The sequence below is a fragment of the Thalassospira xianhensis MCCC 1A02616 genome (assembly GCF_003326475.1).
GTDB classification, from domain to species: Bacteria; Pseudomonadota; Alphaproteobacteria; order Rhodospirillales; family Thalassospiraceae; genus Thalassospira; species Thalassospira xianhensis.
In genome coordinates this window covers 180,297-194,201 of record NZ_JPWA01000005.1, presented here as the reverse complement: position 1 = coordinate 194,201, position 13,905 = coordinate 180,297, and the positions used below count along the sequence as shown (strand labels likewise).

The window sequence follows — 13,905 nt, the reverse complement described above, 5'->3', positions numbered from 1 at the left end:
TTGGCGGCAGTTTTCAGCATGGTATCGACATCATCGACATCGCGGAAGGTGACAACACCCGAAAGCTTGTGACCGGGGATCGGGATCATGATCGGGTCGGACCCGGTGGCCAGCAGAAGCTGGTCATAGGCGGTTTCGGTGCCGCTTTTGGAAATGACGACCTTGCGGGCGCGGTCGATTTCAACCACCGGATCGCCGGAAAACAGATGGATGCGGTTTTCCTGATACCATTCGGCGGTGTTGATGACGATATCGTCGAATTCCTTTTCGCCCGACAGAAGCGGCGAGAGCATGATGCGGTTATAGTTCACGCGTGGCTCGGCACCGAAAACGGTGATTTCGTATTTGTCAGGGGCGCGACCGAGGATTTCCTCGACGGTGCGCATGCCGGCCATGCCGTTGCCGATGACGACAAGGCGGGGTTTCTTGGTAAGTGCTGCAGGGACGTGGTTCATTTGTCTCTGGCTCCTGATCGCGGGAAGCGAATTGGCAAAAAAAAACGCCCGGTGCGCACTGCCTGTCAAAAAGGCAATCTCGCAACGGACGTCGTTATCCGGGTGAACCCGCCATTGGATTCTATATATGGGTTTGGCATTTCTGCCGTGGCAGCAGGCGACCTTGCCCGCGCTCTTAATCCCTTACTATACAAGTTGCGTGCCAGAACTGAAGATTGTGTCGAAAAACTTGCAAGACACTGATTTTGAGGCAGATTCCGGAAGTCTATGGAATGTGCAGGAATCGTATGAAACCTATGATTGTCTAAAAAATAGACACGTGCAAAATGATAAGATTAAAAAATGTGCAAACTTAGGGTTCGCATATGGGGCAGGTTTTGTGTTTGTGCAATTGCGGTGATTAAAATGTATTGGATTTCAGGTGATTATTTGAAAAATTCCGCAATGCGAAAAAATTGGCGCGCTGTTTGCAGCAGGGTTGTCATGTGAGCCGCTTCGACGGAAGCAGGCCCAATGACGGGTGACTCACAGTTCTTCGTCCAATGGCGGGCGATCAGACGTTCGATTTTGGCGCGCAACGATGGCGCGGCCGCGATCGAAACGAATGACGGGCCGCCAGCGGAATCCATCTGATGAAGCGTGCGGCCCTTGGGGAAATAACCGTCGGTCGCAACAATCGGGAAACCGGTTAGGAGCGACCCAAACGAAGGGCTTCATTGTTATGGAAATCAAAAACAAGGCTCCGCGGATCAATCTCTTCAGTCTCAAGACTGTCCAGATGCGGACTTTCCACCTGACCTGGCTTGCGTTCTTCCTGTGTTTCTTTGGCTGGTTCGGTATTGCGCCGCTTATGCCGCTTGTGCGTGACGATCTTGGCCTGACCAAGGGTGAAATCGGCAATACCATCATCGCGTCTGTCGCGATCACCGTTCTTGTCCGTCTTCTGATCGGGCCGCTTTGCGATAAAATCGGTCCGCGCAAGACCTATACTGCGTTACTGGTTCTGGGTTCCCTGCCGGTCATGCTGATCGGGCTTGCAGATAGTTACGAAACATTCCTGTTGGCCCGTCTAGCCATCGGCTCGATCGGGGCATCGTTCGTGATTACGCAGTATCATACATCGACTATGTTTGCGCCGAACGTCGTTGGGACGGCAAACGCCACCACGGCGGGCTGGGGTAACCTTGGCGGTGGTGTGACACAGATGGTCATGCCGCTGATCCTTGCCATGGTGCTTGGCTTTGGCGTTTCGGAAACCATGGGCTGGCGTCTGGCGATGGTCTTCCCAGGTGTGATCATGCTGGTGGTTGCCGTACTTTACTGGTTCTTCACCACCGATGCGCCGGATGGCAACTATGCCGACATGCGCAAAAGCGGTGCCCTGTCCCCGGAAGATGATCATGCCGGTGCGGCCAAGGGCATGCTGGCCGCGGCCAAGGATTATCGGGTCTGGGCGCTGTTTCTGGTTTACGGGGCGTGTTTTGGTGTCGAGCTTACGATCAACAACATTGCCGCGATCTATTTCTTTGACCGGTTCGAGCTTAGCCTTCAGACCGCCGGTCTGATTGCCGGCCTGTTTGGCCTGATGAATATCTTTGCCCGCACGCTGGGTGGGGTGTTTTCCGACAAGTTTGCCGCCAAGGGCGGGCTTTCGGGGCGGGTCAAATTCCTGTTCCTGGCGTTGTTCATCGAAGGTGTTGCACTTGTTGCGTTTTCGATGATGGATGCGCTGGTCATCGCGGTGTCGATGATGGTGGTCTTCTCGCTTTTCGTGCAGATGTCCGAAGGTGCGACATTCGGGATTGTTCCGTTTGTCAATCGCAAGGCGCTTGGCTCGGTTGCCGGTATTGTCGGTGCGGGCGGGAATGCCGGGGCGGTTGCTGCAGGCTTCCTGTTTAAATCCGAAGCACTGACCTATCAGCAGGGCCTGATGTATCTTGGCATTGCCGTGATTATCTGTTCCTTTGCAGCCCTTGCGGTTCGTTTCTCGGAAAAGACCGTGGCCGAGGAAAAGGAACGTTTTGAAAAAGCGATGCAGGAACGTGATGCGCTGCCATCCGGCGCGCAGGCGGTTCCGGCAGAATAAGATACGACCTTTCCGGGATGCGGCATGTGTCGCATCCCGGTTCTCACCGGGCCATCAAGGTCCGGGCGAAAAAGAACAGACAGGAGAGAGACCTTGATCGTCAGGGATTTGGGTTGGTTTAAATGAAGCTTGAAGACTTCAGCATTCTGGTGATCGATGAGAACCCGGACCGTGCCGCCATTGTCGAGCGCGGCCTTGTCGAAAGTGGCTATACCCGTGTCAGCCGCATCGGCACGTCATACAATCTGGTCGAACGCATTCAGGCGTTGGCCCCCGACATCATCATCATTGATCTTGAAAACCCGGACCGCGATACACTTGAACAGATGTTTCAGGTATCGCGCGTTATTGCGCGCCCGATTGCGATGTTTGTTGATCAGAGCGACAGCAACACGATCCGCGAGGCGGTCGAGGCCGGGGTCAGTGCCTATGTCGTTGATGGCTTGCGTCAGGATCGTATTCGGCCCATCGTCGAAATGGCGATTTCGCGTTTCAACGCGTTCGATCAGTTGCGCCGGGAACGGGACGAAGCCAAGGCCAAGCTTAATGATCGCAAATTGATTGATCGGGCAAAAGGACTTCTGATGCAGGAAAAGGGGCTGACCGAGGATGAGGCCTATAACCTGCTGCGCAAAAACGCCATGAAGCAGAACCGCAAAATTTCTGAAATCGCGCAAAGCGTGATCACGGCCTTTCAGTTGGAGTTCTAACGCATGTCCCTTAAACAGGTTCGACTTGGCTTTGTACCGCTTGTGGATTGCGCCCTGCCTGTCGTGGCGCGCGCCAAGGGCTTTGCCGAGGAAGAGAATATCGACCTGACCCTGATCCGGGAAATGTCCTGGGCGGCCATTCGCGACAAGCTGTCTTATGGGGTTTATGACGCGGCCCATCTTCTGGCGGGTATTCCGTTGGCGGCGCGCCTTGGACTTGGCGGGATGCCGTCGCAACGCATTGCGGTTCCGATGGCACTTGGGCGGGGCGGGAATGCGATTACGGTTTCAACCCGGCTTTATCAGCGGATGCTTGAAGCAGATCCGGCGGCGATGCATGGGCCGCGCGGGCTTTCGGCGCGGGCGCTGAAAAAGGTGATTGATGAGGACCGGGCGGCTGGTCGCCCGATCATGTCCTTTGCGACCGTGTTCCCGTATTCAAGCCATAATTACGAACTGCGTTACTGGATGGCGGCGGGGGGCATTGACCCGGACAAGGACATCAATATCGGCGTCATCGCACCGCCGCGCATGTTTGACAGTCTGCGCAATGGCTGGGTCGATGGGTATTGCGTTGGCGAACCCTGGAACCAGCGGGCGGTATTCCACGGGGACGGGGTGATTGTCGCCCTTAAGGAAGATATCTGGGCGCGCAGCCCGGAAAAGGTTCTTGGCGTGCGCGAAGACTGGGTGCAATCCAATCCCGATACGGTGGATGCGCTGGTACGTGCGCTTGTCCGGTCAGCGGAATGGGCCGATCAGCCCGAAAACCGCACCGAGCTGGCGCAATTGCTGTCTGGTGAAAATCACGTCGGTGCATCGTTTGATATTTTGCGGGCGTCGTTGCTTGGCCGGCCGGTTCTTAAACCCGGTGACAACCCGATTGAGGCCCCGGATCGCCATGTGTTCTATCGCTATACCGCGACGTTCCCGTGGCTGTCGCAAGGTGCTTGGGTTGGCATACAGATGCAGCGCTGGGGACAGGTGGACGCCTCCGTCGATTTCAATACGCTTATTTCCGATATTTACCGTCCCGACCTTTATCGTCGTGCGGTCAAGGGGCTTGATGTTGCGCTTCCGCATGATGACTGGCGGGTCGAGGGTGTCAATGATGCCGCCGACCGGGCGTTTGTCGGTCCGGATGCGTTTCTTGATAACAGCATTTTCGATATGCGGAACTTTGCCGGTGTCGGGGGATAATCCGGCACCGGCTGTCGGCTTGTGCATGCGAACCTATTGCGCCGTCGCGCCGATCGGGATCAGGTGATAATATGGTCCTTCAAGGACGGCATTGTCGACTTCCTGCAAGCTGTTCTGCCGGATGACGGCCTGGACTTCCTTGACATATTCTTCCCCGCGTTCGGAATAGCGGATCAGGGCTTCGGCCAGTTCCATGCCGGTTGACTGACGGTTTGCCGCGATATCGCTTGCCCGCATGTCACGCAGATCGGCATAGGCATTATGGGTGTTGAGGTTCAGCAGATAGGCGCGCACCGATCCGAACGGGGTTCGGAAGGATGCGATTTTATAATCGCCAAGGTGCGTTCGTTGCTGTTCGGGGGTTATGCCCTCGCCATCATAGGTCCATTGGCCAAACAGGGCATTGCCAAGAGCGGCAAAGCGCGATGTGGCCCAGCCGCTTTCGATGGCCATCTGCGCCAGAACAAGTGACGGCGGCACAGGATTGATCCGTTTGCGCAATTCGGCTATGGTTGTGCTGTCACCCGGGGCACCATCGACCCTGTACTGGGTGGCAAGCTCCGTGATTACGGTATTGTCACCATCGGAAATGGCCTTTTCCAGTGCGGCGCGCTGAAATTCGATTTCCTCGTTCGCGAGCAGGGCAAGCGGCCCCAATGTGCGGAAGAAAATCCGTTTTTTGGTGGCAACGGTGACCTGATCGCTGATTTCGCTGCGCCATCTTTCGGGGATGGTTTGCAGGAACAGGCGCGGGACTTCGCGTTTGCCGTCCTGCCAGCTTTGCCGGGTGTAATCGAGGCTTTCGTAAAGCTCTTCAAGCTGCTCGTAGCCGTTAAGCTCGATCCGTTTGATCTGATCCGGATCGGGCATAGGCAGGGTAATATCGGCGCGTGCAATTTGTGCCGCGCCGATCAGAAAGATGATTGTTATCAGGTATTTCAGGCTGTTTTGCAGGCAAACGGAAAAGGACGGCATGGCATAACCTCCCGCGATGCGCGATCATGAATGCGCGCGTTGCTTGTGTTCACTTGTTCCCTGCGCGTGATTATACCTTGCGGAAGCTTTGCAGACTATTGCGTTGTTTGCCGTTCTCATCAAAGTTGCCGGGGACAAGCCATGCTTCGAACGCGGCCCTGACTGCGGGCCATTCAAGATCGGTAATCGAAAACCACGCGGTGTCGCGGTTGCGTCCCTTGTAAACCATGTGGTTACGGAAGGTGCCTTCGTAGGTGAAACCGTATCGCAGGGCGGCGGCGCGCGACGGAGCGTTCTGATCGTCGCATTTCCATTCGTAACGGCGGTAGCCCAGTTCGTCAAAGGCGCGTTTCATCATCATATACATCGCCTCTGTTCCGCCGATGGTTTGCGACAGGGCCGGGGAATAGTTGATGTTGCCGATTTCAATGCCGCCAAATTTGGTATCGATCCGCATGAAGGCGGCAACGCCGACCGCCTTGTTCGATGCCTTGTCGATGATAGTATGCAGCATCGGGTCGCTGGTGGCGGCCATGGTTTCAAGCCACGCCTGATAAGCATCAAAATCCACGAATGCGTCATTGAAAAGATAGGTAAAGCGCGATCCGTCGATGGCTTTGCGGTTGGCATCAAACAGGTGTCTGGCGTCGCGTTTGACATCAATCGGGCTGACGATGACATGGTTGCCAACCATGTCACTGCGTGGTGGCATCGGGCATTCTTTCCAGTTTTCAACCGGGCGGCCGACCGGCTGACCAAATTCGTTTTTATATTCGGATGGCATCTGATGACCTTTGTTGTGAGGCGAGGGAGCATGCAGTCTGGGGTATTATTGGTGCGCCATAAAGGACCGTTTTGGCAAAATGAAGGGGACCAATTTGCGGGGCTAACGAGATGATCCAAAAACGGCCGCGGTTTGGCAGAGGGGAGGGTGGTCTGGCGTCAGGTCATGAGGAGTCTTTGGTTGCACGGTGCGAACGTGGCGTTATGCGTTCGTCTTTGGGTTGTAAGGTGCGTTGAACTGCTCGTGACATGGAGTGAAATGCTGCGATGCGGAATTATGATTGTGAAACAACCGTTTAATTCGTCCGGATTGGGTGATCTATTATGCGAAAACAAGGCATTAAAACCGAATTGAATTTAGTGAAATTCAATTCGTTGACAATTTGTCGAATAAATGATGAGGTTTGTATACAAAATAAAAAACCATGAATTCGGTATCAGGGTTGTTGGCAATCGTCGTTAAGAGGGATCGCGTTACAACTTTCCGTTACGCTTCATCAGAAGGCCACGGCCCCCACCGTGCCGGACGAAGAACCCCTATCTGGCGCCAATCACGTCTTGCAGCACTGACACCGGTTTGACCGGTGCGCGCCACCCGCGCATCCGCCTTAGATTGCCGAGGATGTTTGCGTGACTGATTCTGTTTCTGTTCCGATCCTGTCCGTCGAAGATTTGTCCGTTGAGTTCGGCGACAGCCGGGTCATCGAAAATCTGAGTTTTGCCGTGAAGCCCGGAAGGACATTGGCAATTGTCGGGGAGTCCGGATCGGGCAAGTCGGTGACATCGATGTCGATCATGCGTCTGGCCGACATGATGGGCGCATCCTATGCATCGGGGCGCATCCGGTTCACACCACAGGATCGCGATGAAGATTTGCTGGTACTGTCGCAAAAGCAGATGCGCAGCATTCGCGGCAAAGACATCGCGATGATTTTTCAGGAACCGATGACGTCGCTGAACCCGGTTTTCACCATCGGCGATCAGATTGCGGAATCCCTGATGCTGCATGAAGGCATGTCGAAGCCCGACGCGCTTGTTGAAAGCAAACGGCTGCTTGATATGGTGCGGCTGCCTGATGCGCAGGAACTTCTGGGGCGGTATCCCCATCAGCTTTCGGGCGGGATGCGCCAGCGCGTCATGATTGCCATGGCGCTTGCCTGCCGGCCCAAGGTCCTGATTGCGGATGAACCGACCACGGCGCTTGACGTGACCATTCAGGCGCAAATTTTGACCATCATCCGTGACCTGCAACAGGAACTTGGCATGGCGGTGATTTTCATCACCCATGACATGGGGGTTGTTGCCGAAGTTGCCGATGATGTTGTGGTCATGTGGAAAGGCAAAAAGGTCGAAGAAGGTACGGTTGCCGATATTTTTGCCAATCCGGCCCATCCTTATACCCAGACCCTGCTGTCGGCGGTGCCCAAACTGGGCAGCATGACGGGCGAAGCATTCCCCAAACGGTTCCCTGTGACGATGATGGATGGCGATACGCCGCGTCTGGTCGGGACGGAGCATATCCAGAATACCGCACGTTACGACGAAGCCCCGTTATTGTCGGTGCGTGATCTGGTGACGCGCTTTGATATCAAAAAGGGTTTGTTTGGTGGGGTTTCCCACCGGGTTCACGCGGTCGAGAATGTCAGTTTCGATATTTATCGCGGCGAGACGCTGGCCCTTGTCGGAGAGTCCGGATCGGGCAAATCGACCATTGGCCGCACGATCCAGCAATTGCAGAAGGCAACAGCGGGCAATATCAGTTTTGAAGGCCGCGCATTTAGTGACATGGGCAAAGGCGAACAGCAGCGCCTGCGTCAGGAAATCCAGTATATCTTTCAGGATCCCTTTGCGTCCCTTGATCCGCGTAAGAAAATCGGATTTTCGATTGCCGAGCCGATCCGCACACATCGCCTGATTGAGGGTGACAAACAGATTTCAGCGCGGGTTGACCAGTTGCTGGAGCGGGTCGGTCTGAAATCGGCCCATGCCAACCGTTACCCGCATGAATTTTCGGGCGGTCAGCGGCAGCGTATCTGCATTGCGCGCGCCTTGGCATCCAATCCCAAGCTGATCATTGCCGACGAGGCGCTTTCGGCGCTTGATGTGTCGATCCAGGCGCAGATCATCAATCTGTTCATGGAGCTTCAGGAAGAGCATGGACTGGCGTATCTGTTCATCAGCCATGACATGGCGGTGGTCGAAAAAATGAGCCACCGGGTCGCCGTGCTTTACCTTGGCCAGGTTGCCGAACTCGGGTCGCGTCAGCAGGTTCTTGAAACGCCAACCCATCCCTATACCCAACGACTTCTGAGTGCCGTGCCGGTTGCCGACCCGGCAATCGTGCGAAACCATATTCTGATGGATGGCGAAATCCCCAGCCCGATCCGTCGGGTCGGTGATGAACCGGCCATTCTTGCTCATCGTGAAATTGCGCCCGGTCACTTTGTGGCCGACGCACGTTAAGCGGCCCTTGGGTCGCAAGCCTTGTCTCCCCTCGCGCCAAGCCACCAACAACGGAGAAAAAAATAACATGACGAAAAAACAGGGAATGCGCAGTGCGCTGATGGCTCTTGCCTTTGCGGGCGGCCTGATGGCAACTGCGCCGGCATATGCCGAAGGCACCTTGACCATTTCATCACCACAGGACCCCGGTAGCTGGGACCCGGTTGATACGTTTCTGGTCAACTGGTCGTCGGTTGCGACCAATATTTATGACGGTCTGACCTATCGCGGGCCGGATGCCAAACTGGTTCCGGGGCTTGCGTCATCATGGGAAGAATTTGATGGCGGCACGCGCATCCGTTTCCATCTGCGCGAGGGCGTGACCTTCCAGAATGGCGAGCCGTTCAATGCCGAAGCGGTCAAATTCACCTTTGATCGCCTGATGGGCGATGAAGGCAAAAAAGGGCCGCAGCGGTCAAACTATGCCGCGATCAAATCGGTCGAAGTTATTGACGAAAACACCGTCGACATGCATCTGACCCAGCCGGATCCGGTGCTTCTGACCAAGCTTGCCGGTTATGGTGCGATGATTGTTCCGCCGAAATATATCGCGGAAAAAGGCGAAGATTATTTCAACGCCCATCCGATTGGCACCGGTCCGTTCAAAATGGTTTCCTATGAGCCGAAAGTTGGTCTGACGCTTGAAGCTTATGCCGATCATTGGGGTGGTGCGCCGAAACTTTCGACCATCAAGTATCGCTTCATCAGTGAACCGTCGACCGCGGTTGCGGAACTTCAGGCCGGAAACGTTGATCTTGTCATTCCGCCGACCATTCCGATTGGCATGATCCCGACCATTCAGGAAGACGAAAATATCGATATCGTCACCACCGTAAGCCCGACGGTTTATGCGCTGCGCTTTAACACCGGCAATGGCATCACGGCGGATGAAAAAGTCCGTAAGGCGATGATTTACGGTGTGGATCGTCAGGCGATCATTGACTCGATCCTTGGTGGTCAGGCAGCGCCGATTGCAAGTTTCCAAGGTGAATTGTCGTTTGGCAATGATCCGTCGATGAAACCGTTGCCGTATGATCCGGCCAAGGCACAGGCGCTTCTGAAAGAAGCCGGTGTTGCACCGGGCACGAAAATCCAGATCGACATTCGCGGCAATGACGCAACCTTTAACGAAGTTGCCCAGGCTGTTGCCAGCTACCTTCAGGTGATTGGCCTGAATGCGACGATCAAGCCGTATGAAACCAACGTTCTGCTTAATGACATCATTCCGGCGGGTAAAACCGGTGCGATGTTCCAGCAGTCGTGGGGCGGCTGGACGCTTGATTATGATAACACCGCTTACTTCATGTATCACACGGGCGAAAAGTGGAACCCGTATGACAGCGATCCGGAACTCGACAAGCTGCTGGAATCCCAGCGTGCGATTACCGATCGTGCCAAACGTGAAGAAATCCTCCAGTCGATTGCGCATTACACGGCCGATCGTGCGCTGGAAATGCCGCTTTATAACCTTAATGCGATCTTTGGGGTTTCCAAGCGCGTCAAGAATTTCACCCCGGTTCCCGACAGCCGTCTGCGCCTGACGGAAGTGACTGTCGACTGATGTGAAACGAAAGCCGCCCGGACAGATGCCGGGCGGCTTTCATGCCTATTTCTTTAAAGGACAAGTGTTTTGGCTGGTTTTCTGATCAAACGCCTTTTGCAGGCGATTTTCGTGGTCGTCGCGGTGACATTGATTGTCTCGTTTGCCATCCGCCTGACGGGTGACCCGGCGCTGATGCTAAGCCAGGGGGCCGGCAGCATCACCGAGGAAGACCTTGCACGTATTCGTGAATCCCTTGGTTTGAACCAGCCATTTTTTGTTCAGTATGCCGATTTCATGCTGGGGCTTTTCAGCCTTGATTTCGGTCGGTCCTTCCTTGGCGGAACGCAGGTTTCGGCCCTGATCGCCAATGCGTTGCCCGCGACCCTTATGCTGGCGTTTGCATCGATGTTCGTATCCATCGTGATTTCGATCCCGCTGGGGATCAAGGCGGCCATTTCGCGTGGCAAATGGCCCGATCAGGTCATTCGCATCCTGTCGCTGGTCGGGTTGTCATTCCCGAATTTCTGGCTGGCGATCATGCTGGTGCTGTTGCTGTCGATTACTTTCCGGCTTCTGCCGCCAAGTGGCATGACGGGGATTGAAAACTTCATCATGCCGGCGATCACCATGGGGGTGATCCTGACCGCAACCAATGTGCGGCTTGTGCGGACCTCGATGCTGGAAACTCTTCAGTCGCAATACATCATGGTCGCGCGCGCCAAGGGGCTTAGCGAGAATGTCGTGCTGTATAAACACGCGCTTCGCAATTGTGCGATCCCGCTTGTGACCTATTTCGGTTTGCAGTTCGGCAACCTTCTGGGCGGGATTGTTGTCGTTGAACTGGTGTTTAACTGGCCGGGAATGGGCACGCTGGCATTTGAGGCCGTTGGTGCACGTGATTATCCGGTTTTGCAGGCGGTGATTACGGTTCTGTCGATCATGATTGTCGGGGTGAACCTGCTTGTCGACATTGCATATGGCCTGATTGATCCACGTATCCGGACGGAGTAACCCCATGACAGCCATCACAACCAAGGCGCGGTTTGCGCGCTTTAAAAATCTTGAATTCGTTCTGGGTGCTGTTCTGACCGGTGGCATCTGTTTTCTGGTCGTGTTTTCCGATCTGCTGTTTCCCGGCGGGGCGGACAAGATTGATCTTTCGGCCCGCCTGATCGCGCCGTTTACCAATGCCGATCATATTTTTGGCACCGATCCGCTGGGGCGTGACGTTCTGGCGCGTGTGGTTTCAGGGGGCAAAATATCGCTTCAGGTTGGTTTGCTGTCGGTTGCCGGGGCGGTTGTCATTGGTGTGATCATGGGCCTGATATCGGGATATTATCGCGGTTTCTGGGACATGATCGTGATGCGCTTTGCCGATGTGCAGCTTGCATTGCCGTTCATTTTGCTGGCGATCACCTTTATCGCGATTATTGGTGGCGGACTGACCAACATGATCATTCTGCTGATCATTGCGCAATGGGTGCAATATGCCCGTCTGGTGCGGGGATCGGTTCTGTCATTGCGCGATCGGGAATTCATCCAGTCGGCCAAGGCGATTGGCGTGCGCGATATTCATATCCTGTTCCGTCACCTTCTGCCCAACCTGATCGGGCCGGTTATCGTTCTGATGACGCTTAACGTTGCGACCAACATCTTGCTTGAAAGCAGCCTGACCTTCCTTGGGCTGGGTGTTGATCCCCTGATCCCGAGCTGGGGCGGGATGCTCGCGGATGGGCGGACCTATTTGCAGAATGCCTGGTGGGTATCGGTTTTCCCCGGGCTTGCCATTCTTCTGACCGTGCTTGGCCTGAACCTTCTGGGCGACTGGCTGCGCGATAGCCTTGACCCCACAGGCAGGACGTCCAAATGACACAGATTTTCGCCACCACCTTTGCGCCTACCCTCCCAAATCTGATCGACGAAATCGTCAAGGCTGCCCGCCCCGGGCAGCTTATCGAGGCATGGCTGTTTAATGATGCCCAAACCCGTGCTGCGGCCGAGGCAAAGTTGGCCGAGCAGGGGATCAAGGCGCGCATTCGCAGTGCCTATAAGCCGCTTTTGCACTTCTTTCTTGAAGATATTGATCTGGCAAAATCCGGCATTGCCGACATCACGGTGCGTTATCCGCGCCATGAAAATGCGGCGGATAATCGCTTCCTGCTTGAAACCTATCCCTTGGCGGCCTTGGTTGCGCCAGCCTTGATCACGTTCGAGGCGGCGGATATTACGGATCGTTGCGATTGCACCTATGATGTGATCCTGCGTGGAGCGGACGGGGTTGAAACCCGTCATGAAGTCTTTGCGCCAAACCGGGTGCATCAGGATGTGGTTGATGAAACCAACCTGTCGCCGACCGGGTGGGTGCGGATTACCGATGCCGATGGTCAGATTGTCCGCGATGAACGGACTGAAACCCAATATGAGGCGCTTTTCGCCCGGACCATGACGGCCATTGCCGATCATGACTGGGGCGATCAGGAGCCCTATTTCGAAGAGCTGAATATCTCGGTCGATCTGCCCGGGCATGATCAGAAGATCGCACATGGTCACGAGGTTCTGAGCCTGCATGAAGCCCTGCACGAGGATTTCTATTTCTCGCTGCTGGAATATTTTCAGGTCAAATCAGGCCGTCCGCTGGGTGATCGCGGGTTGCAGCCGGGGCAGATTGTCCCGGAAATCCGTCAGGTGTCCGGTGATGGTGACGCCCGTGTCACGGTTGGATTGCGCCCCCTGTCAAAGGACGAGGCAACGGGGGAGATGCAACAGATTGATCGCGCCACCCGCCCGTTGACGGTTGCGCAAATCCGGGCCGAGCTTGACGGGATCAGCGGCGAAGAATTCCATGCGACGTCGCGGTCCGGGCGTGTTTTGAATGCGCGCTATCACAAGGGGACGGATTTGCCGGTCATGATCAGTGGCGGGCAGCACCCCAACGAGATTTCCGGTGTTGCAGGTGCGCTTCGCGGGGCGTTGGAGCTGGCGAAGCGTGATGGGGCACATTTCACGATTTCACCGCTGGAAAACCCGGATGGTTATGCCCTTCATCAGCGCCTGATTGTGGATAACCCGAACCATATGCATCATGCGGCACGCTATACAGCGCTTGGCGATGACATGGAATATCGCAGCGGTGATGGCCTTTATGAAAAGGAAATCCGGGTTCGGGCGCGTGCCATCAGCGGGGCAAGTCTGCATGTCAATCTGCATGGCTATCCCTGCCATGAATGGACCCGACCGCTTTCGGGGTATGTTCCGCGCGGGTTTGGCATGTGGACCCTGCCGAAGGGGTTTTTCCTGATCATGCGCCATCATGATGAGTGGTCGGAACGGGCGGAAAACTTTATCGATCAGGTCACCCGAAAACTTGCCGCCATTCCGGGGCTTCTGGCATTCAACGCGGCACAGATTGATCTGTATCGCATTCATGCCGGTGAAACCGGTTTTCGGATCATCAATGGTTTCCCGTGCATGATTTCGGTTGATGACCGTCATGACGTGCCGCTGACCCTGATTACTGAATATCCCGATGAAACGATCTATGGCGATGCCTTTATCGCGGCCCATACCGCGCAGATGGCGACGGTTGTTGCCGCCTATGATGCGTGGCAGAACCTTGATAAAGATTGATCGATCATGTCGATCCTTGGCAAA

At 55.3% G+C, this 13,905-nt stretch carries 11 protein-coding genes; 8 read left to right on the top strand and 3 right to left on the bottom strand.

Annotated elements, in window-relative coordinates; all coding sequences use genetic code 11:
• Positions 1 to 455: NAD(P)/FAD-dependent oxidoreductase (locus TH5_RS06725; RefSeq protein WP_147250057.1), on the bottom strand; the 455-nt coding region annotated here is incomplete at its 3' end.
• 721 nt (positions 456 to 1,176) lie between these two features.
• Here TH5_RS06725 and TH5_RS06710 point away from each other — a divergent pair.
• The 3 genes from TH5_RS06710 to TH5_RS06700 all read left to right on the top strand — a co-directional run bounded on the left by TH5_RS06710 (position 1,177) and on the right by TH5_RS06700 (position 4,451).
• A complete protein-coding gene (locus tag TH5_RS06710; protein WP_114121201.1) occupies positions 1,177 to 2,541 on the top strand; it encodes an MFS transporter in 1,365 nt (454 codons plus the stop codon).
• A gap of 122 nt (positions 2,542 to 2,663) precedes the next feature.
• Complete coding sequence (locus TH5_RS06705) at positions 2,664 to 3,251, top strand: ANTAR domain-containing response regulator (RefSeq protein WP_114121200.1); 588 nt, start codon at positions 2,664 to 2,666, stop codon at positions 3,249 to 3,251.
• Positions 3,252 to 3,254: 3 nt separating this feature from the next.
• Positions 3,255 to 4,451, top strand: a complete 1,197-nt coding sequence (locus tag TH5_RS06700; RefSeq protein ID WP_114121199.1) for a CmpA/NrtA family ABC transporter substrate-binding protein — start codon at positions 3,255 to 3,257, stop codon at positions 4,449 to 4,451.
• 33 nt (positions 4,452 to 4,484) lie between these two features.
• On the opposite strand, the gene TH5_RS06695 is transcribed toward TH5_RS06700, so the two are convergent.
• Both TH5_RS06695 and TH5_RS06690 read right to left on the bottom strand, forming a co-directional pair.
• On the bottom strand, positions 4,485 to 5,426 hold the full coding sequence (locus TH5_RS06695; RefSeq protein ID WP_114121198.1) for a glucosaminidase domain-containing protein: 942 nt from the start codon (positions 5,424 to 5,426) through the stop codon (positions 4,485 to 4,487).
• Between the two features lie 70 nt (positions 5,427 to 5,496).
• A complete protein-coding gene (locus TH5_RS06690; protein WP_114121197.1) occupies positions 5,497 to 6,210 on the bottom strand; it encodes a GNAT family N-acetyltransferase in 714 nt (237 codons plus the stop codon).
• A gap of 629 nt (positions 6,211 to 6,839) precedes the next feature.
• Here TH5_RS06690 and TH5_RS06685 point away from each other — a divergent pair.
• The 5 genes from TH5_RS06685 to TH5_RS06665 all read left to right on the top strand — a co-directional run bounded on the left by TH5_RS06685 (position 6,840) and on the right by TH5_RS06665 (position 13,881).
• Positions 6,840 to 8,672, top strand: a complete 1,833-nt coding sequence (locus tag TH5_RS06685; protein WP_114121196.1) for an ABC transporter ATP-binding protein — start codon at positions 6,840 to 6,842, stop codon at positions 8,670 to 8,672.
• Positions 8,673 to 8,739: 67 nt separating this feature from the next.
• Complete coding sequence (locus TH5_RS06680; protein WP_007091387.1) at positions 8,740 to 10,272, top strand: ABC transporter substrate-binding protein; 1,533 nt, start codon at positions 8,740 to 8,742, stop codon at positions 10,270 to 10,272.
• A gap of 69 nt (positions 10,273 to 10,341) precedes the next feature.
• Complete coding sequence (locus tag TH5_RS06675) at positions 10,342 to 11,265, top strand: ABC transporter permease (protein WP_114121195.1); 924 nt, start codon at positions 10,342 to 10,344, stop codon at positions 11,263 to 11,265.
• A 4-nt stretch (positions 11,266 to 11,269) separates the two neighbouring features.
• Positions 11,270 to 12,124, top strand: coding sequence for an ABC transporter permease (locus tag TH5_RS06670; protein WP_114121194.1), 855 nt, complete (start codon positions 11,270 to 11,272; stop codon positions 12,122 to 12,124).
• Complete coding sequence (locus tag TH5_RS06665; RefSeq protein WP_114121193.1) at positions 12,121 to 13,881, top strand: M14 family metallopeptidase; 1,761 nt, start codon at positions 12,121 to 12,123, stop codon at positions 13,879 to 13,881. The genes TH5_RS06670 and TH5_RS06665 overlap by 4 nt, the downstream gene beginning before the upstream one ends.
• The last annotated feature ends 24 nt before the right edge of the window (positions 13,882 to 13,905 follow it).